General features: G+C 71.9%; 19 protein-coding genes, 2 pseudogenes and 2 riboswitches. Of the genes and pseudogenes, 7 read left to right on the top strand and 14 right to left on the bottom strand.

The genetic code is table 11. The annotated features are described in order from the left end of the window. Positions 1 to 56 precede the first annotated feature (56 nt). Positions 57 to 142: riboswitch (ZMP/ZTP riboswitch) on the top strand. A 57-nt stretch (positions 143 to 199) separates the two neighbouring features. The 3 genes from glyA (at position 200) to ACO03V_RS11835 (ending at position 3,298) form a co-directional block, all read left to right on the top strand. Continuing rightward, the gene (gene glyA / locus ACO03V_RS11845) at positions 200 to 1,474 is read left to right on the top strand and encodes a serine hydroxymethyltransferase (RefSeq protein ID WP_423137715.1); all 1,275 of its coding nucleotides are present in this window, start codon (positions 200 to 202) and stop codon (positions 1,472 to 1,474) included. Positions 1,475 to 1,619: 145 nt separating this feature from the next. Continuing rightward, positions 1,620 to 2,501, top strand: a complete 882-nt coding sequence (locus ACO03V_RS11840; RefSeq protein ID WP_423137714.1) for a bifunctional methylenetetrahydrofolate dehydrogenase/methenyltetrahydrofolate cyclohydrolase — start codon at positions 1,620 to 1,622, stop codon at positions 2,499 to 2,501. 320 nt (positions 2,502 to 2,821) lie between these two features. After that, the gene (locus ACO03V_RS11835) at positions 2,822 to 3,298 is read left to right on the top strand and encodes a cytochrome C5 (RefSeq protein WP_367729309.1); all 477 of its coding nucleotides are present in this window, start codon (positions 2,822 to 2,824) and stop codon (positions 3,296 to 3,298) included. Between the two features lie 90 nt (positions 3,299 to 3,388). On the opposite strand, the gene ACO03V_RS11830 is transcribed toward ACO03V_RS11835, so the two are convergent. Both ACO03V_RS11830 and ACO03V_RS11825 read right to left on the bottom strand, forming a co-directional pair. After that, positions 3,389 to 5,047: a thiamine pyrophosphate-binding protein gene (locus ACO03V_RS11830; protein WP_423137713.1), complete on the bottom strand. Its 1,659-nt coding sequence runs from the start codon at positions 5,045 to 5,047 to the stop codon at positions 3,389 to 3,391. Positions 5,048 to 5,240: 193 nt separating this feature from the next. Continuing rightward, a pseudogene (locus ACO03V_RS11825) lies at positions 5,241 to 5,366 on the bottom strand (VOC family protein); the annotation flags it as partial. 7 nt (positions 5,367 to 5,373) lie between these two features. On the opposite strand from ACO03V_RS11825, the pseudogene ACO03V_RS11820 reads away from it, so the two are divergent. Beyond that, a pseudogene (locus tag ACO03V_RS11820) lies at positions 5,374 to 5,688 on the top strand (MarR family winged helix-turn-helix transcriptional regulator); the annotation flags it as partial. A 154-nt stretch (positions 5,689 to 5,842) separates the two neighbouring features. Then, positions 5,843 to 7,315: an NAD-dependent succinate-semialdehyde dehydrogenase gene (locus ACO03V_RS11815; protein WP_423137712.1), complete on the top strand. Its 1,473-nt coding sequence runs from the start codon at positions 5,843 to 5,845 to the stop codon at positions 7,313 to 7,315. Between the two features lie 65 nt (positions 7,316 to 7,380). On the opposite strand, the gene ACO03V_RS11810 is transcribed toward ACO03V_RS11815, so the two are convergent. Continuing rightward, complete coding sequence (locus tag ACO03V_RS11810; RefSeq protein ID WP_367729446.1) at positions 7,381 to 8,820, bottom strand: helix-turn-helix domain-containing protein; 1,440 nt, start codon at positions 8,818 to 8,820, stop codon at positions 7,381 to 7,383. 121 nt (positions 8,821 to 8,941) lie between these two features. Here ACO03V_RS11810 and ACO03V_RS11805 point away from each other — a divergent pair, with 121 nt between their 5' ends. Then, positions 8,942 to 10,828, top strand: coding sequence for a phosphoenolpyruvate carboxykinase (GTP) (locus ACO03V_RS11805; protein WP_367729448.1), 1,887 nt, complete (start codon positions 8,942 to 8,944; stop codon positions 10,826 to 10,828). Positions 10,829 to 11,043: 215 nt separating this feature from the next. Here the strand turns inward: ACO03V_RS11805 and ACO03V_RS11800 are convergent, their stop codons facing one another. The 8 genes from ACO03V_RS11800 to ACO03V_RS11765 form a co-directional block, all read right to left on the bottom strand. After that, a complete protein-coding gene (locus ACO03V_RS11800) occupies positions 11,044 to 12,939 on the bottom strand; it encodes an ABC transporter ATP-binding protein (RefSeq protein ID WP_423137711.1) in 1,896 nt (631 codons plus the stop codon). 152 nt (positions 12,940 to 13,091) lie between these two features. Then, on the bottom strand, positions 13,092 to 14,546 hold the full coding sequence (locus ACO03V_RS11795; protein ID WP_423137710.1) for an MFS transporter: 1,455 nt from the start codon (positions 14,544 to 14,546) through the stop codon (positions 13,092 to 13,094). 209 nt (positions 14,547 to 14,755) lie between these two features. Continuing rightward, positions 14,756 to 15,229, bottom strand: a complete 474-nt coding sequence (ribH, locus tag ACO03V_RS11790) for a 6,7-dimethyl-8-ribityllumazine synthase (protein WP_367729456.1) — start codon at positions 15,227 to 15,229, stop codon at positions 14,756 to 14,758. After that, positions 15,229 to 16,497, bottom strand: coding sequence for a GTP cyclohydrolase II (ribA, locus tag ACO03V_RS11785; protein ID WP_367729457.1), 1,269 nt, complete (start codon positions 16,495 to 16,497; stop codon positions 15,229 to 15,231). Before ribA ends, ribH begins: the two co-directional genes overlap by 1 nt. Beyond that, entirely contained in the window at positions 16,494 to 17,150 is a 657-nt protein-coding gene (locus tag ACO03V_RS11780) for a riboflavin synthase (protein ID WP_423137709.1), read from the bottom strand. Before ACO03V_RS11780 ends, ribA begins: the two co-directional genes overlap by 4 nt. Continuing rightward, positions 17,150 to 18,190 (bottom strand): bifunctional diaminohydroxyphosphoribosylaminopyrimidine deaminase/5-amino-6-(5-phosphoribosylamino)uracil reductase RibD, encoded by a 1,041-nt coding sequence (gene ribD, locus ACO03V_RS11775; RefSeq protein ID WP_423137708.1) that lies wholly within the window; start codon positions 18,188 to 18,190, stop codon positions 17,150 to 17,152. Before ribD ends, ACO03V_RS11780 begins: the two co-directional genes overlap by 1 nt. Positions 18,191 to 18,240: 50 nt before the next feature. Next, positions 18,241 to 18,389: riboswitch (FMN riboswitch) on the bottom strand. Between the two features lie 115 nt (positions 18,390 to 18,504). Further along, a complete protein-coding gene (locus tag ACO03V_RS11770; protein ID WP_423137707.1) occupies positions 18,505 to 19,368 on the bottom strand; it encodes an Fpg/Nei family DNA glycosylase in 864 nt (287 codons plus the stop codon). A 172-nt stretch (positions 19,369 to 19,540) separates the two neighbouring features. Next, positions 19,541 to 20,104 carry a GNAT family N-acetyltransferase gene (locus ACO03V_RS11765; protein ID WP_423137706.1) on the bottom strand — a complete coding sequence of 188 codons (564 nt, stop codon included), beginning with the start codon at positions 20,102 to 20,104 and terminating at the stop codon, positions 19,541 to 19,543. A gap of 182 nt (positions 20,105 to 20,286) precedes the next feature. On the opposite strand from ACO03V_RS11765, the gene ACO03V_RS11760 reads away from it, so the two are divergent. Next, complete coding sequence (locus ACO03V_RS11760) at positions 20,287 to 20,976, top strand: hypothetical protein (RefSeq protein WP_423137705.1); 690 nt, start codon at positions 20,287 to 20,289, stop codon at positions 20,974 to 20,976. 138 nt (positions 20,977 to 21,114) lie between these two features. On the opposite strand, the gene trpS is transcribed toward ACO03V_RS11760, so the two are convergent. From trpS to ACO03V_RS11745, 3 genes are all read right to left on the bottom strand, one after another. Continuing rightward, on the bottom strand, positions 21,115 to 22,119 hold the full coding sequence (gene trpS / locus ACO03V_RS11755; protein ID WP_423137704.1) for a tryptophan--tRNA ligase: 1,005 nt from the start codon (positions 22,117 to 22,119) through the stop codon (positions 21,115 to 21,117). 144 nt (positions 22,120 to 22,263) lie between these two features. Then, a complete protein-coding gene (locus tag ACO03V_RS11750; protein ID WP_423137703.1) occupies positions 22,264 to 23,109 on the bottom strand; it encodes an exodeoxyribonuclease III in 846 nt (281 codons plus the stop codon). 97 nt (positions 23,110 to 23,206) lie between these two features. Continuing rightward, on the bottom strand, positions 23,207 to 24,406 hold the full coding sequence (locus ACO03V_RS11745) for a YihY/virulence factor BrkB family protein (protein ID WP_423137702.1): 1,200 nt from the start codon (positions 24,404 to 24,406) through the stop codon (positions 23,207 to 23,209). Positions 24,407 to 24,493 lie beyond the last annotated feature (87 nt).

Below are 24,493 nucleotides of genomic sequence, written 5' to 3'. Positions count from 1 at the left end.
GGTGCGGCGGAGGAGAAAGGGAAGGGATGCCACGGGTGGGGGACCCTCCGGTAAGGTGGCAGCGTCGCGACTGGCGTTGAGGTGGGACACCACCGGGGAGCGACCGCTTGACGGTATTCGACCGCACGCCTGGGTCGATGCGGTATCTCCGCGGACTCGCCGAGTCCGTGGCATCCGGAACCATCGTCAAGGAGATCGCATGACCGATCCGTACTTCAACGCCCCCCTGTCGGAGGTCGACCCCGAGATCGCCCAGGTGCTCGAGCGCGAGCTCGACCGCCAGCGCGGCTTCCTCGAGATGATCGCCTCCGAGAACTTCGTGCCGGTGTCGGTCCTGCAGTCGCAGGGTTCGGTGCTCACGAACAAGTACGCCGAGGGCTACCCCGGCCGTCGCTACTACGGCGGGTGCGAAGAGGTCGACGTCGCGGAGTCGCTCGCGATCGAGCGGGCCAAGGCCCTGTTCGGCGCCGAGTTCGCCAACGTCCAGCCGCACTCGGGCGCGTCGGCGAACGCCGCCGTCCTGCACGCCATCGCCCGCCCCGGCGACACGCTGCTCGGCCTCGCCCTCGACCAGGGCGGTCACCTGACCCACGGCATGAAGATCAACTTCTCGGGCCGTCTGTACGACATCGTCGCCTACGGCGTCGACCCCGAGACCAGCGTCATCGACATGGACGAGGTCCGCCGCCTCGCCGTCGAGCACAAGCCGAAGGTCATCATCGCCGGCTGGTCGGCCTACCCGCGTCAGCTCGACTTCGCCGCCTTCCGTGCCATCGCGGACGAGGTGGGCGCGCTGCTCTGGGTCGACATGGCGCACTTCGCCGGTCTCGTCGCCGCGGGCGTGCACCCCTCGCCCATCCCGCACGCGCACGTCGTCTCCACCACGGTGCACAAGACGATCGGCGGCCCGCGCTCGGGCCTCATCCTCACCAACGACGCCGACCTGGCCAAGAAGATCAACACGGCGGTCTTCCCCGGTCAGCAGGGCGGCCCGCTCATGCACGTGATCGCGGCGAAGGCCACCGCGTTCAAGCTCGCGATGACGCCGGAATTCAAAGAGCGCCAGGAGCGCACCCTGCGCGGCGCGGCGATCCTCGCCGACCGCCTCACCCAGGACGACGTCAAGAACGCCGGCATCGCCGTGCGCTCGGGCGGCACCGACGTGCACCTCGTGCTCGTCGACCTGCGCGAGGCGGAGATCGACGGCAAGCAGGCCGAGGACCTGCTCCACGAGATCCACATCACCGTCAACCGCAACGCGGTCCCGAACGACCCGCGTCCGCCGATGGTCACCTCGGGTCTCCGCATCGGCACCCCGGCGCTGGCGACCCGCGGCTTTGGCGACGCCGAGTTCACCGAGGTGGCCGACATCATCGCGCTCGCGCTGATCCCCGGCGCCGACGTCGAGGCGCTGCGGGCGCGCGTCGTGACGCTCACCGACGCCTTCCCGCTGTACCCCGACCTGCAGCAGTGAGCCCCGCCGGGGCGGGCGCCCGTGCGGTGTCCCGTCCCGGCATCCCTCACCGCCCGGAGCCGGGCGTGACCGCGGCGGGTCGGCCGCGCGCCGGGGGTCGGAGCCGAGCCCGACACACAGACACAGACACAGAACGAGGGATGCCATGACGGCGACGAGACTGGACGGCAAGGCCGCCGCGGCGGCGATCAAGACGGAGCTGGCCGAGCGGGTGGCGGTGCTGCGCGATCGCGGAGTCGTCCCCGGCATCGCGACCGTGCTCGTCGGTGCGGACCCGGCGTCGCAGCTCTACGTCGGAATGAAGCACCGCGAGTCCGAGGCCATCGGCATGAACTCGATCCAGGTCGAGCTTCCCGCCGAGTCCACGCAGGAGGAGGTCGAGGCCGTCATCGACCGGCTCAACGCCGACCCGACGTGCCACGGCTACATCGTGCAGCTCCCGCTGCCGAAGCACATCGACACGGACCGCGTGCTCGAGCGCATCGACCCGGCGAAGGATGCCGACGGCCTGCACCCCACCAACCTCGGACGCCTGGTGCTCAACGTCAACGCGCCCATCACCACGCCGCTGCCCTGCACCCCGCGCGGGGTCATCGAGCTCCTGCTGCGCAACGGCTACGACCTCGCCGGCAAGAACGTCGTGGTCGTGGGTCGCGGCGTCACCATCGGCCGGTCGATCGGCCTCCTCCTCACGCGCCGCGAGATCAACGCGACCGTGACGCTGACCCACACGGGCACCACGGACCTCGGGTCGCACCTGCGCCAGGCGGACGTCGTCGTCGCCGCGGCCGGCGTGAAGCACATCGTGCGCGCGGAGGACGTCAAGCCCGGCGCTGCGGTGCTCGACGTGGGCGTGACGCGCGAGGTCGACCCCGAGACCGGCAAGAACCGCGTCTACGGCGACGTGCACCCGGACGTGGCCGAGGTCGCCGGCTTCCTCTCCCCGAACCCCGGTGGTGTCGGACCGATGACGGTGGCCCTGCTGATGACGAACGTCGTCGAGGCCGCGGAGCGCGCGACCGTCTGACGCGCCGGAGGGCGCGCGCCCTCCCCGCGCTGCGGGCGCGCACCCTCCCCGCGCTTCGGGCGCTGACTTGTCGCAGATGTACGGGATGCGCGGGCTGCGGCGTACATTTGCGACAAGTCAACGCCAGGGGTGCGGCGATGCCGCCCGTGCGCTGACTTGTCGCAGATGTACGGGATGCGCGGGGCGCGGCGTACATCTGCGACAAGTCACAGCCAGGGGACGGCGACCACGGCGCGGGATGCCAGGAGTGCGCGAACGACGGATGAACGGTGGGGCGCGTCGTCGGCGGCCGGACCCGAAGCGTGACATCGTGGGCTGTTATGAGCGACAGCGTGCTGAACGACCTCCTGACCCGCGTCACCGAGAGCGGACTGGTCGACGACCCCGTCATCGAGGATGACGTCGTCCGCGGCGAGGCCTACCTGACGGGTGCCGACGCCGAGGTCGAGATCGACGTCGACCCGGAGATCGACGAGACGGACGAGCCCGACCTCGACGCGCTCGTCGCCGCGGTCTCGCGCGTGCTGTCGACCGACGAGCAGAGCTGGCGCGCGCTCCTCGAGGAGGTCGCGACCGAGATCGAGGACGCCCTCGAGGACGAGGAGATCGCCAAGGTCGCCGACCCGCGCGTGGACCTCGAGCCGGTGGGGGTCGGCGTCTTCGTCGACGCGATCATCGTCGTCTTCGTCGCCGAGAAGCAGTTCCCGGACGCGCTCGTGCACGTGCAGCTGACGCCCGAGCTCGAGGTCGAGGACATCGAGATCGTCAACGACAGCGAGGACGACGACGAGGACTGACCCTCGCGGCCGCGGGAGGGGATGCGGCGAGGGGAGGTGGCATCCGGTGTCCCGGGTCCTCCCGTCGCGACATCTCCTCCCCAGCCCGCCTCAGCGGGCGGCGATCTCCTCCCAGTAGGGCGCGACCACGGCGGCGCTGACCCGCAGGTCGAGCAGGAGGAACGGTCGGTCATCCGTCGGACGGGTGGACCAGGATGCCAGGGCCTCCAGGTCCGCCACGGTCTCGACCACCACGCCCTCAGCGCCGAGACCCCGGGCGACCGCGGCGAAGTCGACCTGCGGGATGAGCATCGGGTCGGGATGCAGGCCCTTCACGCCGTAGTTGAGGACCTCGGCGCCGTACTGCGCGTCGTTCCAGACGACGGCGATCCCGCGACCGCCCGCGACGCGGATCGCCGTCTCGAGGTCGGACAGGGCCATCAGGCCGCCGCCGTCTCCGGTGGTGAGCACGATCGTCGCGTCGGGGCGCGCCACGGCGGCCCCCGGCACGCTGGGGAAGCCGAGCCCGATCGACTGGTACGCCGTGCCGACCATGATCATCCGATCGGGTGAGGCCACCGGCCAGTACATGTTCGACCAGCCGAGGAAGTGTCCGCCGTCGGAGACGATGACGCGGTCCGCCGGGAGCAGCTCGCCGATACGGGCGGCCGCGGTGCGCGGGTCGAGGCGGCCGTCGGGACCCACCGCGTGCCCGACGGGCTGGCGGCGGGCGGCGGCGATGTCGAGCCCGCGGCCCCAGGTCGACGGCGTCGCCCCGCGCGAGCGCACCCGCCGCGTGATCTCCGCGGCGACATCGGAGGCGTCGCCCTGCACGTAGCCGCCGACGTTCGGGTGCGTCGCGGTCGGCGCCAGATCCACCTGGAACACCTGCGTTCCGGGGGCGAACAGCTCTCCGAAGCGCATCGTGAATTGGTTGAGACCCGCGCCGAACACCACGGCGACATCCGCGCGGCGGACGATCTCCATGGCCCCGGGCGCGCCGAAACCGCCGGCGACGCCGAGATCGCGGTCCGGGTCCGAGAAGAGCCCGCGGCCGAGGGCGCTCGTGGCGGTCAGGGCACCGGTCGCGGCGGCGAGATCGTCGAGGGCGGCACCGGCGTCGGCGAGCCAGGCACCGCGACCACCGAGGAGCAGCGGCCGCTCCGCCGTGGCGAGCGCGTCCGCGATCCGGTCGAGGACGGCGTCGGCGTGAGGGCCGAGAGGAGGCCGCTCGGGCGTCACCTCCGGCTGCACGCCGGGGGCGGAGGCATCCGGGATCGGGCCCGCCTCGCGCGTCGCCACGTCGTACGGGATGCCGAGCACTACCGGGAGGCGGTAGGTCAGGGCGTGCTCGATCGCGATGACGACGGTCGCGGCGGCGTCGCGATGGCCCACCGTATAGGTGCGGGCGCCGACGGCTGCGGCCAGGGCGATCTGGTCGACGCCCCAGGGGCGGGATCCCGAGGTCGGCTCGTCGCCCACGATCAGCACGAGCGGCGTGCGCGCCTGCACGGCCTCGGCGAGAGCGGTGAGGGTGTTGGTGAAGCCGGCGCCGTAGGTGGCCGTCGCCGCAGCGGGACGACCGCACGCACGGAAGTGGGCGTCGGCGGCGACCACTCCCGCGGCCTCGTGGCGGACGGCGACGAACCCGGCGGAGGTCTCGCGTCCCAGGGCGTCGAGGAAGTAGGCGTTGCCGTTGCCCATGACCCCGAAGACGGTGTCGATGTGGCGGGCGAGGGTGTGCGCGACGTGCGCGGAGACGGTGGGCATGACGGGACGGGCCTTTCGAGACGAACGGAGGGATGCCGTATGTGTCTCGCGCGTGCCGCGCTACGTGCCCTTTTTTCGAGCAGCGACGCACACCGTCGGGCGCCTGACCGTCCGAGTATAGGGCGGCGTGCGCGGGTTCTCGCGTCCCGCGTACGCCGCCCGCCCTCGGGCACCGGGGCCTCTGCGCCCGCCCTCAGGCGCGGTCGTGCAGCGTCAGGTGGTAGCCGTCCGGGTCGGCGAAGGTGAAGGTGCGGCCGAACGGTCCGTCGAACGGCGCCGTGACGATGCGGTGGCCCTCCGCGACGAGGGAGTCGTGGATGCCGTACCTCGAGTTGCTCGGGCAGCGTCCGGGACTGTCGAATTCCGAACTGGCCCGCGGCGCCTTCGTCACCCGCCAGAGCATGAACGTCCTGCTGCTCTCGCTCGAGGAGCAGGGCGAGGTCGAACGGCCCGCCGCGGCGACGGTCGGCCGCGCGCTGCCCGCCCGGCTCACCGACCGCGGTCGTGAACGGCTGCGGGGCGCGACCGCCGCCGTCCGCGCGGTCGAGCTGCACATGCTCTCAGGGCTCGACGACGGGCAGCGCGAGCAGGCGCTCGGGCTCCTGCGGAAGATGGTCGACGCCCTGCGCGAGGACCCCGCGGCCTGGGCGTCCGGCCCTCGCCCGCGGCCCGCACGGCGCCGGCTGGTGGACGCAGGGGCGAGCGGCGACTCTCGTTTGTACACCACGTATATCGGCGCCGCCCGGTGGCCGGACGAGAATTGGCGGGACACCCCGCCCCGATCCAGGAGGACCTATGACTGCGTCGCGCGAGAGCGAGCTGCTGGCATCCATTCCGAACACCCTGCTCATCGACGGGGAGTGGCGTCCGGCCGAGGGCGGGCGGACCGTCGCGGTGAACGACCCGGCCACGGGCGACGTGATCCGCGAGATCGCCGACGCGTCGGTCGCCGACGGCGAGGCGGCGATGGATGCCGCAGCGGCGGCGTTCCCGTCCTGGGCGGCGACCCCGGCGCGTGAGCGTGCCGAGATCCTGCGCCGTGCGTTCGACCTGCTGCAGGAGCGCAAGGAGGACGTCGCACTCCTCATGACGCTCGAGATGGGCAAGCCGCTCGCCGAGGCGCGCGGCGAGGTCGCGTACGGCGGGGAGTTCCTGCGCTGGTTCAGCGAGGTCACCGCCCACGCCCAGGGGCGCTACGGCGCCAACCCCGAGGGCACCGGGCGCATGATCGTCACCCAGCACCCGGTCGGTCCGTGCTACCTCATCACCCCGTGGAACTTCCCGCTCGCGATGGCCACGCGCAAGATCGCGCCGGCGCTCGCCGCCGGCTGCACGGTCGTCATCAAGCCGGCCACGCTCACCCCGCTCACGACCCTGTTCTTCGCGAAGATCCTCGAGGACGCGGGTCTGCCCGCCGGCGTCGTCAACGTCATCACGACGACCGACACCGGACCCGTGTCGGAGCGCATCATCTCCGACCCGCGCCTGCGCAAGCTGTCGTTCACCGGCTCGACCCCGGTCGGCGTGAAGCTCCTGCAGCAGGCGGCGCCCGGAGTGCTCCGCACCTCGATGGAGCTCGGCGGCAACGCGCCCTTCGTCGTGTTCGACGACGCGGACCTCGACAAGGCGGTCGAGGGCGCGATGCTGGCGAAGTTCCGCAACATCGGCCAGGCCTGCACGGCGGCGAACCGCTTCATCGTGCAGCGCTCCGTCGTCGAGGAGTTCACCCGCCGCGTCACCGAGCGCGTGCAGGGGCTGAAGATCGGCCGCGGCACCGAGGACGGCGTGCAGATCGGCCCGCTCATCGACGACCGCGCCGTCGACAAGGCCAAGACCCTCCTGGGCGACGCCGTCGAGCGCGGCGCGACGGTCACCACCGGCGGCTCGCCGGTCGACGGGCCCGGGACGTTCTTCGAGCCCACCGTCGTGGCCGACGTGCAGCCGGGGAGCGACATCCTGCGCGAGGAGATCTTCGGACCGGTCCTGGCGATCGTCCCGTTCGACGACGAGGACGACGCCGTGCGCATCGCGAACGACACCGAGTACGGCCTCGTGTCCTACGTGTTCACCGAGTCGCTCGCGCGCGGTCAGCGCATGATCGACAAGCTCGAGACGGGGATGATGGGCCTCAACGTCGGCGTGGTGTCCAACGCCGCGGCGCCCTTCGGCGGCTGGAAGCAGTCCGGCCTCGGCCGCGAGGGCGGCGACGAGGGCATCCACGAGTACCTGCAGACGAAGTACACGCTCACGGCGAACCCGTACGCCTGACGACACCGGATGCCACGGCTCGCACGCTCCACGGGGCGCGGGGCCGTGGCATCCGTCGTTCCGGCTCAGCCGTCGGCGTGGCGGTCGAGGAAGGCGAAGACCTCCGCGTCGTCGACTCCGGGGAACATGCCGCGGGGGAGCGGCGAGAACATGTGCCGGTGCACGCGCGCACTCGGCCAGGCCTTGCCCTGCCAGCGCTCGGCCGCCTCGGCGTCGGGACGGCGGCAGCACGACTCGTCGGGGCAGCGCGAGACCCCGCGCTTGGGTGTCTCGCGTCCGCGGAACCACCGGGCGTCGTCGAAGGGCACGCCGACGGTGATGGAGAAGTCGCCGTCGGAGGTCGTCCCGGTCTGCGTCGAGCACCAGAACGTGCCCGCAGGGGTGTCGGTGTACTGGTAGTGCTCGGTGGTCCGGTTGTGCTCCGAGAAGGCGGAACGGGCGGAGAACCTCTTGCAGATGATCTGCCCCTCGACCGACCCGGTCACGTCCGAGGGGAGGGGCAGGTCGTCGTTCTCGTACACGCGCGAGATCGCCCCGTCGGCGTCCACGCGGAGGAAGTGCAGCTTGATGCCGAGATGGCGGGTCATGAGGTTCGTCATGCGCATCGCCGCGGCCTCGTGAGTGACGCCGAAGGCGTCGCGGAAGTCCTCGACGGCCAGGTTGCGATCCTTCTTCGCCTGCGCGAGGAACGCGACCGCCCCCGTCTCCGGGACGAGGCAGCAGCCGGCGAAGTAGTTGATTTCGAGGCGCTGCTGCAGGAAGTCGGCGTAGTCGGTGGGCGCCTTGTGCCCGAGCAGGCGGTGCGCCATGGCCTGCAGCGCCATGGAGCGCAGGCCGTGCCCGCCGGGGATGGATGCCGGCGGAAGGTAGATCCGCCCGTTCTCCAGGTCGGTCACCGACCGGGCGGAATGGGGGAGGTCATTGACGTAGATGAGCTCGAACCCGAGCTGTTCCGCCATGATGCTCACGGTCCGGTGGGTGAGGGCTCCCGTGCCGTGCCCGGCGGCCTTGAGCTGCTTCTCGGCGAGGCGCTCGATGTCGGGGAGGTGGTTGTCGATGGCGCGCATCCGCAGGCGCAGCTCCGTGTTGGCGCGGCGGGCCTCCTCCGGGCTCGCGATCGTCTCGCGCTCGCGGCGCTGCAGCTCGCGGTGCAGTCCGAGCACGGCCTCGATCGTCTCGTCGCTCATGCCCTTGCTCACTTTGACGGGGGCGATGCCCAGCTGGCGGAACACGGGGCTCGCCTGCGCCCGGTCCAGCTCGATCTCCAGAGCCGCCCGCCGGTTCGGCGGCTCGGCCGAGAGCAGCTCGGTCACCTCGGTGCCGGTGACGCGGGCGATCTCCTGCAGGAGGGAGAGCTTGGGCTCGCGTTTGCCGTTCTCGATGAGGCTCAGCTGGCTGCCGGCGACGCCGACGAGGGCGCCGAGCTCGTCGAGGGTGTATCCCTGCGCGAGACGGTGGTGCCGGATGCGGTGCCCCAGCGTGGTCAGTTCGAGCGACGTCGCCATTCCTTGACCATATCTAAATTTCCTCGATTCTTAGCGCCGAATCGCGTCGAAATTTCTCTTGCAGCGGCGCACAGTGGAGGAAGACCTTCGATTTGCCTCCCCAACGACCGAGGAGAACGACATGGCTCTTGCCGACATCTTCACCCGCCCCGCCCGTCCGCAGGCGCGACCGGCCGCCGCCCCGGGCACCGCCGCTCTCGGCGCCCGCCCGACCGCCGAGGGACCGGGACTGGCCGCCCTCGTCGCCTGGGTCGACCAGGTCGCCGCCCTCACCCAGCCGGACCGTGTCCACTGGATCGACGGCTCGGCCGCCGAGAACGAGGCGCTGCTGCGCGAGATGGTGGACGAGGGCAAGCTCATCAAGCTCAACCCCGAGTGGCGTCCCGGCTCGTACCTCGCCCGCTCCCACCCCGGCGACGTCGCCCGCCTCGAGTCGCGCACCTTCATCGCCTCCGAGCGCGAGGAGGACGCCGGTCCCACCAACAACTGGATCGCCCCGGCGGAGATCCGTCAGACGCTCGACGGCGTCTTCGAGGGGTCCATGCGCGGTCGCACCATGTACGTCGTCCCCTTCTCGATGGGCGCCGTCGGCGGCCCGCTCAGCCACATCGGCGTGCAGCTGACCGACAGTGCCTACGCCGTGGCATCCATCGGCGTCATGACGCGCGTCGGTACCGCCGTCGTCGAGCAGATCGCCGCGGGGGCCCCGTGGGTCAAGACCGTGCACTCGGTCGGTGCGCCGCTCGCCCCCGGACAGGTGGATGCCGCCTGGCCCTGCAACGACGAGAAGTACATCGTCCACTTCCCCGACACCCTCGAGGTGTGGTCGTTCGGCTCGGGATACGGCGGCAACGCGATCCTCGCGAAGAAGTGCTTCGCGCTGCGCATCGCCTCGGTCATCGGGCGCGACGAGGGCTGGCTCGCCGAGCACATGCTGCTCATCCGCGTCATCGACCCGGCCGGCAAGGCGTACCACGTGGCCGCGGCGTTCCCGTCGGCCTGCGGCAAGACCAACCTCGCGATGCTCCGCCCGACCATCCCCGGCTGGCGCGTCGAGACCCTCGGCGACGACATCACCTGGATCCGTCCCGGCGAGGACGGCCGCCTGTGGGCGATCAACCCCGAGGCCGGCTTCTTCGGCGTCGCGCCCGGCACCGGGGAGTCGACGAACGTCACCGCGGTCGAGACGCTGTGGGGCAACACGATCTTCACCAACGTCGCGCTGCGCCCCGACGGCGACGTGTGGTGGGAGGGCCTGACCGACGAGGCGCCGCCGCACCTCATCGACTGGGAGGGCAACCCCTGGACCCCCGCGTCCGGTCGTCCGGCCGCGCACCCCAACTCGCGCTTCACGGTCGGCGCGGCCCAGTGCCCGCAGATCGCCGAGGACTGGGAGGCGCCCGAGGGCGTTCCGTTGGATGCCATCCTCTTCGGCGGACGCCGGGCGACGAACGTCCCGCTCGTGCTCGAGGCCACTGACTGGGCGCACGGCGTCTTCCTCGGCTCGACGATCTCGAGCGAGAAGACCGCTGCGCAGGAGGGCACCGTCGGCGAGCTTCGCCGCGACCCCTTCGCGATGCTCCCGTTCTGCGGCTACAACATGGGCGACTACTTCGGCCACTGGCTGTCCGTCGGTCAGAAGCTCCGCTTCGACCGGGCACCGCGGATCTTCCAGGTCAACTGGTTCCGCAAGGGCGACGACGGACGCTTCCTGTGGCCGGGCTTCGGCGACAACGCCCGCGTCATCGACTGGATCATCCGCCGCGTCGACGGTCAGGTCGGCGCGGTCGACAGCCCCATCGGACGTCTGCCCGAGATCGAGGACCTCAACCTCGACGGTCTGGACCTCCCCGCCGCGGACCTCGACGAGCTGTTCTCCGTCGACGCCGCGTCGTGGCTGCGCGAGGCCGACCTGACCGAGGAGTTCTACGACAGCTTCGGCTCGCACCTGCCCGCCGCGCTCCGTGCGGAGCTGGCATCGCTGCGGTACCGCCTGCGTCAACACTGACGCCGTCGACTCGACGCCCCTCCCGTTCTTGGCGCGCGGGAGGGGCGTCGTCCTGTCCGCGCGCACCCGTGCCCCCATCCAGCCCTGCCGCGTGGTCGCTGCCGCCGGCCGTGAGGTGGCGCGAATGTACGCCGTGGGGCTGCTTCTGCGTACATCTGCGGCAAGTCAGCGCGAGAGGGGGGGGAGGGCGAGAGGAGGGCGGGGGAGGGCGGCGGTCAGACCAGCAGCTGGTGCTTCGCGAGGTCGCGGTAGAGGGGCGTGGATGCCACGAGCTCGCTGTGCGTGCCCTGCCCGACGACCCGGCCGTGCTCGAGCACGACGATGAGGTCGCTGTCGACGACGGTCGACAGGCGGTGCGCGATCACCAGCAGCGTCCGGCCGGTGGCGACCGCGTCGATGGCCTCGCGCATCCGCTGCTCGTTCACCCCGTCGAGCGACGAGGTGGACTCGTCGAGCAGCAGCACCGGGGGAGCGGCCAGCAGGGCCCGCGCGATCGCCAGGCGCTGGCGCTCGCCGCCGGACAGCATCACGCCGTCCTCGCCGACGGGGGCGTCGATCCCGAGCGGGTTGCGTTCGAGCACGTCGCCGAGGTTGACCGCGCGCAGCACGCGCTCGCAGTCCGCCGCGGACGCCCCCGGCGAGGCCAGGCGAAGGTTGTCGGCGATCGTGCCGGCCAGGGTGGGCGCGTCCTGCTCGACGTACCCGAAGCGGGCGCGGAGGTCGTCCCGAGGCAGGTCGCGGGCGTCGACGCCATCCACGAGGATCGCCCCGTCGGTGGGGTCGTAGAACCGCTCGACGAGCGAGAGGATCGTGCTCTTGCCGGCGCCGGACGGTCCGACCAGCGCGACGCGGGCCCCGCGCGGCACCGTGAACGACACCCCGCGCAGCACCTCGCGGTCGGCTTCACCGGCCTCTGCAGCGGTCTCGTCGGCCGCCCGGTCGAGGTGCGCCTGCGCGAGCACCGAACGCGCCTCCTTCGCCGCGGCCGCGCGCGCCTCGACGACGTGGTCGGGGTAGCGGAAGCGCACGTCGCGGAACTCGATCGCCGCGGCATCCCGATCCCCGGTCGAGACCGACGCGGACGCCGCCGCGACGCTGTCGGACGCGGTCTCCTCGGGGAGGTCGAGCACCTCCTGGATGCGGCCCAGCGCGCCCAGCGCCTGGTTGACGGACGTGATCGCGCCGATCGCCGAGGCGAGGGGTTGAACGAGCAGGAAGAGGAAGATGACGAAGGTCACGAGCGCGGCGACATCGATGGCTCCGGATGCCACCCGGAACCCGCCCACGCCGAGCACCACCAGCAGCGAGACCTGCAGGGCGATCCCCGCGACGGGCACGATGAGGGCGGACACCTTGGCGATCCGGACCCCCGCGGCGTACGCCTCCGTGGCGGTGCTCTCGACGGCGGCGGTCTCGCGCGCGGTCGCCCCGGCCGCGCGGATCGTACGGATCGAGCCGACGGCGCGCTCGACGCCCGAGGACAGCTCGCCCACCTTGACCTGCTGCTCGGTGGAGGCGGCGCGGATGCGTCCGCTCAGCACGACGACGGTCGCGAGGGAGGCGCCGACGACCACGACGATGAGGCCGAGCAGGAGCGGGTCGATGAAGGCCATCGCGACGACGGCGCCGACGAGGATGAGCGCGTTGCCGACGGCATCCGCCAGTCCCTGCGTGAGCACGGCGTAGAGCAGGGTCGTGTCCGTGCCCACGCGCGAGACGAGATCGCCGGTGCGTCGGGCGTCGAACTCGGCGATCGGCAGGCGGAGGATCCGCGAGATGAGGCGGCGGCGGCTGGAGTAGACGACCGCGGTGCCGGTGCGCTGCAGCAGGTAGTGCTGGTAGCCGGAGATGAGCGACGACACGACGACGAAGCCGACGAGCAGCCAGACGAGCGCGCCGAGCGGCACCGAGCCCTGCACGCGCGTGATGACCTCGCCGACGAGGAGCGGCTGCACAAGGGTCGTGGCGGCGCCGAAGACGCTGAGCACGGCGACGACGGCGAGCGTGCGCTTGTGCTCGAGGAGGAACGGAAGCAGCTGACGGAACGACGCGCGGGGGCCCTCGGGCTGGCGACGGCCGCGACGGCCACGGGCGGGAGCGGGGACGGACATGCTCACCTCGGGGAAAGGAAACGGGTCCTTCGACCGTACCCCGCTTCGCACGCGGCTCCGGCGTCGAGGGGGACCGTGCACGTGCCCGGTGGACGACGAAGGGATGCCACGGGCCCTGAGACCCGTGGCATCCCTTCGTCCGGGAGTCGCCGTTAAGGCGCGGTCGCCCCGGCGGCGAGGTTGTCGTCGTAATCGACGTCCTTCGTCTCGGGCGAGAGCACGAGGGCCACGAGCGTCAGCACGCCCATCACGGACAGGTAGACCCCGACGAGCCAGGGGTTGCCGTCGCCGGCCGCCCACAGCGCCACCGCGACGAGCGGGGCCAGGGCCGCGCCCAGGATGGACGAGACGTTGTACGAGATGGCCGAACCGGTGTACCGGACGTTCGTCGGGAACAGCTCGGGCAGGACGGCGCCCATCGGTCCGAAGGTCGTGCCCATGAGGACGAATCCGAAGATGAGGAACGCCTGCACCAGGGCACCGGTGAACTTCGCGTCGGCCTGCGGGAGCAGGAACACCGAGAAGAGCAGACCGAAGACGATGATGCCGATCGTCACCCCGATGAGGAGGCGCTTGCGGCCGATCGCGTCGGCCACGGGGCCGGAGAGCATCGTGAAGACGCCGAAGAACACCACGCCGATGATCTGCATGATGACGAAGTCGGTGTAGCCGAAGCCGAGGCCGGGGACGTACTGGGTGGCGTCGAACGGCGTGCCGGCCGCGGTGGCGGCGGCCTCCGCGCCCTCGAGCGTGGCCTTGGTGCCGTACGAGAGCGTGAAGCTCGTCATCAGGTAGAAGAGCACGTAGGTCGCCAGCATGATGAACGTGCCGAGGATGAGCTGCTTCCAGTTGTTGCGGAGCGCGGCGCCCAGCGGGAACTTCTTGATGACGCCCGTCTTCTCGGCCTTGCTGAACGACTCGCTCTCGACGAGCTTGAGGCGCACGTAGAGGCCGACGATGACCATGAGAGCCGAGAACAGGAACGGCACGCGCCAGCCCCACGAGAGGAACTCGGCCGACCGCTGCGCGGTGCCGTCGGGGTGCGGCAGCGCGAAGTTGATGACGAGGAACACCGTGTTGGCGATGATGAAGCCGATCGGGGCGCCCAGCTGCGGGAACGTGCCGAACAGGGCGCGCTTGCCCTTCGGGGCGTTCTCGGTGGCCACCAGCGCAGCGCCGGACCACTCGCCGCCGAGAGCGAAGCCCTGCGCCAGGCGCATGATGAGCAGCAGGATCGCGGCCCACACGCCGATCTGGTCGAAGGTCGGCAGGCAGCCGATGAGGAACGTCGCGACACCCATCGTGAGGAGGGATGCCACCAGGGTGGCCTTGCGTCCGAACCGGTCACCGAAGTGGCCGAAGACGACGGCGCCGAGGGGGCGCGCGACCATGGCGGCGCCGAAGACGCTGAACGACAGCAGCAGCGAGGTGGTCTCGTTGCCGGTCGGGAAGAAGAGGATCGGGAACACGAGCACGGCCGCCGTGGCGTACGCGTAGAAGTCGTAGAACTCGATGGTGGTGCCCACGAGGCTCGCGGTGATGACGCGCGAACGCGGGTTCGCGGGAGCCGTGGTGGAGCGGGGGGAGGGGGACGAGGTGGTGGTCATGACAGCCTGACGATGAAGACGAGCGTGTGCGTCCGGGGTGGGGCGCAGCGGTGGCGCGGAACGGGCGCGTGGTCTGCGTCCGCTGCGCGGCAAGGTCACCGTGAGCGGGCGGTCCCGGGTGGGGGCCGTCTACCCGTCAAGTCTATGCGTCGGCTGAGCAGGCGCCCGCCGGCCCGGGACTCGGGCGGCGGACGCCGGGGCCGACGGGGTCAGCCGCGCAGCTCGCGCAGCAGCAGCGCGGTGCGGATGGCGGCGTCGGCCGCCTCGGCGCCCTTGTCCTCTTTCGAGCCCTCGAGGCCCGCGCGGTCCAGACCCTGCTGCTCGTCGTCGAGGGTGAGCACGCCGAATCCGACCGGGCGTCCCGCCTCGATCGCGACGCGCGTGAGACCGTCCGTCGCGGCGGACGACACGTACTCGAAGTGCGGCGTCCCGCCGCGGATGATGACGCCCAGGGCGACGACGGCGTCGGCGCCGCCCTCGAAGGCGGCGACGGCCGCGACCGGCAGCTCGAACGAGCCCGGGACGCGGACGACGCGGTACGTCGCGCCGGAGGCATCCAGGACCTTCGTCGAGCCCGCGATGAGGCCGTCGGTGATGACGTCGTGCCACGTGCCCGCGATGACGACCACGTTCAGTCCCGTCGCGTCGACATTCCCCGTCTCGGGTGCTCCACTGCCGGCCATCAGGCGGTTCCTTCCTTCATGTGCGCGAGGGCGTCGCGCAGGTCGTCCTCGGCGATGACGTGACCCATCCGGTCGCGCTTGGTCTCGAGGTACTGGTGGTTGTTGGGGCCGACGCCGACCAGGAGCGGCACCTGCTCGACCACGTCGAGCCCGAAGGAGCGCAGCTGCGCGACCTTGTCGGTGTTGTTGGTCAGCAGGCGGACCTTCTCGACACCGAGGTCGGCGAGGATGCCGGCCGCGGCGGCGTAGTCGCGGGCGTCGGCGGGCAGACCGAGGGCGAGGTTGGCATCCACGGTGTCCATGCCGCGCTCCTGCAGGCTGTACGCGCGCAGCTTGTTGATGAGGCCGATGCCGCGCCCCTCGTGGCCCCGCATGTAGATGACGATGCCGCCGTCGCGGTCGATCGTGTCCAAGGCGGCATCCAGCTGGGGACCGCACTCGCACTTGAGCGACCCGAAGGCCTCGCCGGTCAGGCACTCCGAGTGCACGCGCACGAGCGGCGCCTCCTCGTGCAGGTCGCCGGAGACCACGGCGAGGTGGTCGGTTCCGGTGATGCGGTCCTTGTACGCGAGGAAGCGGAACGTCCCGTGCGAGGTGGGCACGTTCGACTCGGCGCGCAGGCTGACGCGGCGGCGGACCGGCGCGGCGGAGGGCAGCGGGTCGGTCTCGTCGAGGTAGGCGATGAGCTGCTCGATGGTGATGACCGGGATGCCGTCGCGCTCGCCGAGCTCGAACAGTCCGGGCAGGCGCATCATGCTGCCGTCCTCGGCGACGACCTCGGCGATCGCGCCGACCGGCTGCAGCCCCGCGAGGCGCATGAGGTCGACGGCGGCCTCGGTGTGGCCCGCGCGCTCGCGCACGCCCCCCTCGACGGCGCGCAGCGGCAGCACGTGGCCCGGGCGGATGAGGCTCGCCGGGGTCGACTCCTGGTCCGCGAGGACGTTCAGGGTGCGGGCGCGGTCGGCGGCGCTGATGCCGGTGGTGACGCCGTCGGCGGCGTCGACGCTGACCGTGTAGGCCGTGCCGCGGGCGTCCTCGTTGACCGCGACCATCGGCGGCAGGTCGAGGGCGTCCGCCCACTCGGCGGGCATGGGGGCGCAGACGTAGCCGCTGGAGTAACGCACTGTCCAGGCGAGCCACTCGGCGGTCGCCAGCTGGGCCGACAGGATGACGTCGCCCTCGTTCTCGCGGTTCTCGTCGTCGGCGACGAGGATGGGGCGGCCCTGACGCAGGGCCTCCAGGGCCTCGGGGATGGTGGACAGGCTCATGCGGAGCCCCTCTCGGTCGGTGCGGCCGCAGCCGCGGTGTTCTCGGTGTCTCGGAAGGCGAGGAGGCGCTGCACGTGCCGCGCCAGGATGTCGGTCTCGAGGTTGACGGGGGCGCCGGGCTCGGCCCGGCCGAGGGTCGTCGCGGCGAGGGTCTCGGGGATGAGCGAGACCTCGAGCCACGGCTCCGGCTCGGACGCGGGACTGACGGCGCTGACGGTGAGCGACACCCCGTCGATCGCGATGGAACCCTTGTCGACGACGAGCGGGGCGAGGGCGGACGGGATGCCGACCCGCACGACGCTCCACTGCGCGCCCGGTCGCACCTCGCGCACGACGCCGGTGCCGTCGATGTGCCCCTGCACGATGTGGCCGCCGAGGCGCCCGTGGGCGGCGGTCGCGCGCTCGAGGTTGACGGCGCGGCCCGGCGCGATGCCGTCGAGCGTCGACATGTCGAGCGTCTGCTGCATGACGTCGGCGGTGAACCAGTCCTCGCCCTGGTCGACGACGGTGAGGCAGACCCCGCTGACGGAGATGGAGTCGCCGTGGCCCGCGTCCGACACCGACAGCGGCGCGCGCACGGTGAGGCGGACGCCGTCGCCCGACGGCTCGACGGCGGTGATCGCGCCGATCTCTTCGACGATTCCGGTGAACATCAGGCGTCTCCGTGGGGGTCGGGGGTGGTCTCGTGCGGGTGGGCGACGACGAGGAGGTCGTCGCCGAGGGTCTCGATCCGCGTCACGCGCAGTCGGCGGGCGTCGGCGATCGTCGGCACCCCGATGTCGCCCAGGGCGAGCCGGGACCCGCCGAGCAGGACGGGCGCGACGTAGACGAGCACCTCATCCGCCAGGTCCGCGCGCAGGAAGGAGCTGGCGAGCGTCGGGCCGCCCTCGACGAAGACGCGCTGGATGCCACGGGCGCCGAGGTCCGCGAGCACGACGGACAGGTCGCGGGTACGGGCGAGGATCACCGGGTGCGGATGCCGGTGGACGGCGGCATCCGGAGCCACCTCGCTCTCGCCGATGACGACGGGGACGGGCTGGTTCTCGAGGAGGGACCCGTCCTCCGCGCGTGCGGTGAGGGCGGGGTCGTCCGCGCGGACGGTCCCCGTGCCGGCGATGATCGCGTCGGCCGCGGCGCGGCGGAGATGGACGTCCCGGCGGGCGTCGGGCCCGGTGATCCACTGACTCGTGCCGTCGTCGGCGGCGGCCCGGCCGTCCAGGCTCTGCGCCCACTTGACGGTGACGACGGGGCGGCCGGTGCGTTGGAGGTGCGTCCAATCGTGGACGAGGGCGGCGGCGGCGTCGCGCTCGACGCCGGACTCCACGTCGACGCCCGCGGACCGGAGGCGCGCGGCGCCGCCCGACGCGGCATCCGTGGGGTCGTCGAGCGCGTAGACGACGCGGGACACCCCGGCCTCGAGGAGCGCGACGGCGCACGGCCCGGTGCGGCCGGTGTGGTTGCAGGGCTCCAGGGTGACGACGGCGGTCGCCCCGGCGGCCGCGCCCGGCGGCAGCTGCGACAAGGCGTCGACCTCGGCGTGCGGCGTGCCCGCACCGCGATGGAACCCCTCGGCCAGGACGTCCCCGGTGGGGGAGAGGATGACCGCGCCGACCTGCGGGTTCAGCCCGCGCGGACCTCCGCGGGCGAGCTGCAGCGCTCGCCGCATGGCGTCGATCTCGGTGGCGGATGCCATTCCCTGTCCTTCCCGCGGTGCTCGAGGGGGCAGGAAGGCGCGCCGCGCCGTCCGTGCTGCCTCCCATCCGGACTAGCGACGATCGCTCGTCGCATCACCGTCGGTTCCGGAGTTCCACCGGATCAACCCGTCAGCCGAGGCGTCGGAGTTCGCGGACTGTCACCGCCGGTTCGGATTCCCACCGACCCCGGAGCACGTTGTTGCACTTCGGAGTCTAGTCAACGTCGTTCTCCCGGTTTCATTCCCGGTCGCCGTGTGACATCCGGGACGTCCGCGCGCCGGCGGTCACGGTTCTCCGGCGCTCCGCGGGGCCGTCACTTCAGCAGCCGCGACAGCCGCCGATCGGCCAGCAGCTTGCCGCCGGTCTGACACGTGGGGCAGTACTCGAGGGAGTTGTCGGCGAAGAAGACGCTGCGCACCTCGTCGCCGCAGACCGGACACGCCTCGCCGCGCCGACCGTGCACCCGCATGCCGCGGCGCTTCGCGTCCTTCAGGTCGGCCGGCGGCTTGCCCCGCGCGGCCGCGACCGCGTCGGTGAGCGTCGACACCATCGCGTCGAACAGGCGGTCGACCTCGTCGTCGGTGAGCTTCGCCGCGAGCGCGTACGGCGACATCTTCGCGGCGTGCAGGATCTCGTCGGAGTACGCGTTGCCGACGCCGCCGATGATCGACTGGTCGCGGAGGACGCCCTTGATCTGGGTGCGCCGCCCCGCGAGCAGCGCGCCGAACGCGTCGCGGTCGATCCCGCCGCCGAGGGGATCCGGCCCCAGCCGGGCGATCTCCGGCACCTCCTGCGGGTCGCGGACGACGGAGACGGCCAGTGACTTCTTGGTCCCCGCCTCGGTGAGGTCGAAACCGGAGTCGTCGTCGAACCCGACGCGCAGCGCGATGGGCGTCTTGCCCGGCTTGATGAGCGTCTGCGGCAGCAGGTCGTACCAGCGCAGCCACCCGGCCTTGGCCAGATGGAAGACGAGATGGATGCCGCCGTCCGTCGCCACGTCGAGGAACTTGCCCTGGCGCTCCACCCCGGTCACTGCCGTCCCGACGAGCGCCGTGAGCGGCGGGTCGTACGTCTTGAGAGCGGAGATGGCCGACACGGTCGCCTTCGTCACGTGCAGCCCCGTCACGCGGCCGCGCAGGTATTCGACGAGTCCCTCGACCTCGGGCATCTCCGGCATGCGCCACATCCTGGCATCCGGGTCCGACATCGCGCCGCCCCTTGCGCCTCGCCCCGCCCGCCGTTCCGCCCGTCGCTGCCCCGGGCGCTCCCTCCGGGGTCGCCGCGCCGGAGCGTTTACCGGAGAAGCCGGAGCGTCTACCGGAACAGGGGGAGGGATGCCACGGCCACGCTCACCCGAGGGGGAGCGGCCACGTCTGCGGGGACCGCTCGTCGTCGCGCAGCAGCCCCGCCACCCAGAGGTCGGCCCGCCCGAAGCTGTTCGAGGCGGCCTGACGCAGGAGCCCCTCGTAGCGGAAGCCGAGTCGACGGGCGGTGCGCGCCGAGGCCACGTTCCCGACGACGGCCCGCCACTCGATCCGGGCGATCGCCGGCCGCTCGGCGGCGAAGGCCCAGTCCACGACGGCCTCGGCCGCTTCGCCGACGACGCCCTGCCCGCGCGCCTCGCGCGCCATCCAGTAGCCGATCTCCGGCGCCCCGCCGCCGAGCCGGGCGAGCCCGATCATGCCGACCAGCCGATCGTCGAGGCGGATGGCCCAGGTCGCCTCGGACCCCTCGTCCCACCAGCGGTCGGAGAGAGCGATGAACTTCTCGGCGTCGCCGGGCAGGTAGGGCGACGGCACGGTCGTCAGCCGCTGCAGCTCGGCGTCCTGGCACGCGGCGTGGATGCTCGCGGCATCCCTGTCCCGAGGAGCGGACAGCTCGAGCCGGGGCGTGTGCAGGACGTCGCGTTCCATCCGCTCACGCTATCCGGCGCCGTGCGTCCGCGACGGACCATCGCGTCATGACACAAAACGAAACGAGGTGTTGCACAGCCCGACACAGAACGGGATGCCGATATCGCTAACGTGCGGCGTGGGGGCGTGATCAGGGCGTCCCCGCCCACGTGTCGTGGGAGGGGAAATGGGGGAAGAGCCATATGAAGAAGAAGGCGATCACTGGGGGAGTGGGCGTCGCGGCGCTCGCCCTCACGGCTGCGTTCGGTGCGAGCTCTGCGGCCTGGGCGGCCGACATCACCGGGGAGACCACCGTCACGGTGGACGTCACGACGGCCGGACAGGTGGAGGTGCGCGTCTGGGCGAGGAACACCTCGGCGGTCCCGGCCTACGGTGCCGCGGTCATCTCGGCGCCCGACGGGACGCTCGAGGACTACGGTCCCCGCCTGTTCCAGCCGGGCGAGGAATGGGTCTGGTCGAAGGTGCTCGTGGGGTACGGCTGCGACGACGTCGCGGAGACGGCTGCGGCGACGTTCGGCTTCGAGGAGCTCGGCACCGCGCCGGACTGGACCTCCGGCGTGCTGGCCGCGCCGGACCCGCGCGTGACCGTCATCGGGTGCGACGTCAGTCCCGAGCCGTCGCCGAGCCCGACGCCGACCATGGAGCCGACGCCCACCCCGTCGGCCTCGCCCGAGGTCACGGCCACCCCGACGCCGGCGGTCGTCGTGCCGTCGGCCGCGCCGACCGCCGCCGCATCGGTGGCGTCGAAGCCGACCGCGCTCGCCGCGACCGGCTCGTCGGCCGACGCGCTGCTGCCGGCCGGGATCGTCGCCGCCGCGGCCGTCTCGCTCGGCCTGCTGCTGATGGTCCTGCGCCGACGCCGCACGGTCTGACACCTCGAGGGCGGGGCCGTTCTGCGGAGCGGCCCCGCTCCCGCGCCGTCGCGCGAGAAACGCTCCGTGCGCGGGGAAATGCCGGGTGCAGCCGTTTCTCGGGGCAGAGAGCGTTTCTCGGCAGGGGACCAGGCGCGGTCAGCCGCGGCGCAGCAGCCCGATGCGGTCGTAGACGTCCGCCAGAGTCTTCTCGGCGACGGATGCCGCCCGCTCGGCGTTCTGCGCGAGCACGCGGTCCAGCTCGGCGGGGTCGGCCAGCAGTTCGAGGGCCCGCTCGCGGACCGGCTCGAACTCGTTGACGACGACCTCGGCGAGGCCCTTCTTGAAGTCGCCGTACCCGCGCCCGGCGTACTCGTCCTCGATGGCCGAGATCTCCCGGCCGGTCAGCGCCGAGTAGATCACCAGCAGGTTCGACACCCCGGGCTTGGCCTCGCGGTCGAACCGCACCGCACCCTCGGAGTCGGTCACGGCGCGCATGATCTTCTTCGCGCTGACCTTCGGCTCGTCGAGCATCCACAGCACGCCGGCGTCGCTCTCGGCGGACTTGGACATCTTCGCCGTCGGGTTCTGCAGGTCGTAGATGCGGGCGGTCTCGCGCTGGATCATCGGCTTCGGCATGGCGAACGTCTCGCCGAAGCGCTGATTGAACCGCTCCGCGAGGTCGCGCGTCAGCTCGATGTGCTGCTTCTGGTCGTCGCCGACGGGGACGACGTCGGTCTGGTACAGCAGGATGTCGGCGGCCATGAGGACCGGGTAGGTGAAGAGGCCCACGTTGGTGGCATCCGTCCCGTAACGGGCGGACTTGTCCTTGAACTGGGTCATGCGGCCGGCTTCACCGAAACCGGTGAGGGTGGAGAGGATCCACTGCAGCTCGGCGTGGGCGGGCACGTGCGACTGCACGTAGAGGGTCGACTTGGACGGCTCGATCCCCGCGGCGATGTACTGCGCCGCAGTGCGGCGGGTCTTCTCGCGGCGCTCGGCCGGGTCGCCCGGCTGGGTGAGGGCGTGCAGGTCGACGACGGAGAAGAAGGCGTCGTACTCGTCCTGCAGCGTCCGCCACTGGAGGAGGGCCCCGATGTAGTTGCCGATCTGGAGGCTGTCGGCGGAGGGCTGCATTCCGGAGTAGAGGCGCTGCGTGGTCACCGGACAATCCTAGGCGTCGGGTCGCCCGTCCCTGCCCGCTCAGCTCTCGCCTGAGCAGCCCTCGCCCGCGCAGCCCTCTTCACGCAGCCGTCGCGTCCTCGCCCGCGATGCCCCCGGCGATCGTGGCGCCTCGACCTCGGCGCGTCACCCGATCTCGTAGTCGACGATGACGGGCGCGTGGTCGCTCCAGCGGGTGTCCCAGGATGCCGCCCGGTCGACGCGGTAGCCGGACGCGCGGTCCGCGAGGGCCGGGGTGGCGACGTGATAGTCGATGCGCCAGCCGGTGTCCGTGTCGAACGCCTTCCCGCGCATCGACCACCAGGTGTACGGGCCGTCCACCTCGCCCGCGTGACGCCGGCCGACGTCGACCCAGCCGAGACCCGGGCCCTCGGACCCGTCGACGCCCGTGACGGTCTCGCCCGCGGGGCCGAAGAACCGGTCGAAGTACGCGCGCTCGCGGGGAAGGAACCCGGAGTTCTTGCGGTTGCCCTTCCAGTTCTTGATGTCGAGCTCGCGGTGGCCGACGTTCAGGTCGCCCATCACGACCGCCAGCTCGCGCTCGGCGGAGAGCTCGCTCAGACGCCGCTCCATCGCGTCGAGGAACAGCCACTTCGCCTCCTGCTTGGGCGTGTCGACCTCCCCGCTGTGGACGTACGCGCTGACCACCGTGACGGTGTGCCCATCGACGTCGAAGTCCGTCTCGATCCAGCGGCCGGTGGCATCCAGGGGCTCGGGTCCCAGCACCGCGCGCGTGGCCGTCGCGGGCATGCGACTCACGACCGCGACACCGGCGCGTCCCTTCTGCAGGGCCTCGTCGTTCACGATGCGCCATCCGGGGAGTGCCTCGGCGAGCTGGTCGGCCGTCGCCCGCACCTCCTGCAGCGCGAGGATGTCGGCGCCGGAGGCCTCCACCCATTCGGTCATGCCCTTGCGGACGGCGGCGCGGATGCCGTTGACGTTCACGGACACGATGCGAAGAGTGCGAGACACCCGACGAGCGTAACGCGGGCCTCCGACATCGGGCCCGGGACGGCTGCCCGCACCACGCCGAGCGACGCCAGCGGGAACGGCCGGGACGGTCGCGGGCTCAGTCGGGGAGGAGGGACGCGCGCCGCGGACCCGGTGAGTCGGCCTCCGCGCGCGCGAGCGTCTTCTCCGCCGCCGCCAGCCGCCGGCGCGCACCCCCGCGCCGCGGCCACCGCGCCAGTGCCAGCTCGCGCTCCGCCTCGCGCACGCGCACCTGCGCGGCGATGACGATGGCGGCCTGCTCCATGGCCCGCCGGTCCTCGGCGGAGCGCAGGGGCACGTCGCGGTCGCCGGCCGCCACGGCGATCCACGCGGCGGCGAGGAGGATGACGATGCCGATCAGCCGGAACCACAGGAGGAAGCCGATGAAGATCGCGAAGGTGGCCAGCAGCGGGTTGGACGGCGTGTAGACGAAGAGGAAGCCCGCAGCGACCTGCAGGAGGACCATCCCTGTCGCACCGACGAGCGCGCCGGGCCAGATCCGGCGCCACCGGAGCGACGTCCCCGTCAGGAAGCGGAACAGGCAGGCCAGGGCCACCGTGTTCAGGGCGAAGGCGACGGCGAGCGAGATCGCCCGGGCGCCGATCGACCACCACACGGACTCGCGGTCCCACGACAGCAGGGAGAAGACGAGGTCGATCGCGCCCGTGGCGATGGAGCCGAGCAGGGCGCCGATCAGCAGCGAGATGCCGAAGAGGAGGGCGGCGACGAAGTCCCGCGCCTTGAGCATGACGAAGCTGCGGAGGTCGAAGGGCAGGCCGAAGGTGTCGCGCACCGCACGGCGGGCGAACGTGACGAAGCCGGTGGCGGTCCACACGACGACCACGATGGCGAAGGCGCCCGTGATGCTGAGCAGCCGCCCGCTGTCGTGCGCGATGCTCTCCACGTCGTCCGGCTTCACGAGTCCCTGCTCGCTGATGATGCCGGGGATGTAGCTGTTGATGATGTCGATGAGCGTCGTGATCGCCGCGCGCGACCCGCCCAGCCATACGCCCACGCCCGCGAACGCGAGATAGATCGCGCCGAAGACGGCGAACAGCGCCTGGAAGCTCATGCCCGCCGCGAGCAGGAAGCCGTTGTGCTGCAAGTAGTGCCGCCAGACGCGGATGGGGAACCAGCCCGCGATCCGCGACACCTTCTCGATCGGCTCGTCGAGGCGTTCACGCAGCGAGGCCTGCGCCGACTCGAGCCGATCGCGCAGCGACGACTCGTCCCGCGAGGTCGCCGGCAGCGGCCGGGGATCGTCGCGCGTCTCGGTCACGCCACGAGCCTAATCAATGGATGCCGCCCCTTCCGCGGCCGCCGGCCGGTGGCATCCCTCTCCCGGGGACGACGAAGCGGGGGCGAT

The organism is Microbacterium sp. HMH0099 (genome assembly GCF_049384025.1).
Lineage (GTDB): Bacteria > Actinomycetota > Actinomycetes > Actinomycetales > Microbacteriaceae > Microbacterium.
Note: the sequence above shows the minus strand (reverse complement) of the source record. Positions and strands in the feature narration are given on the sequence as shown.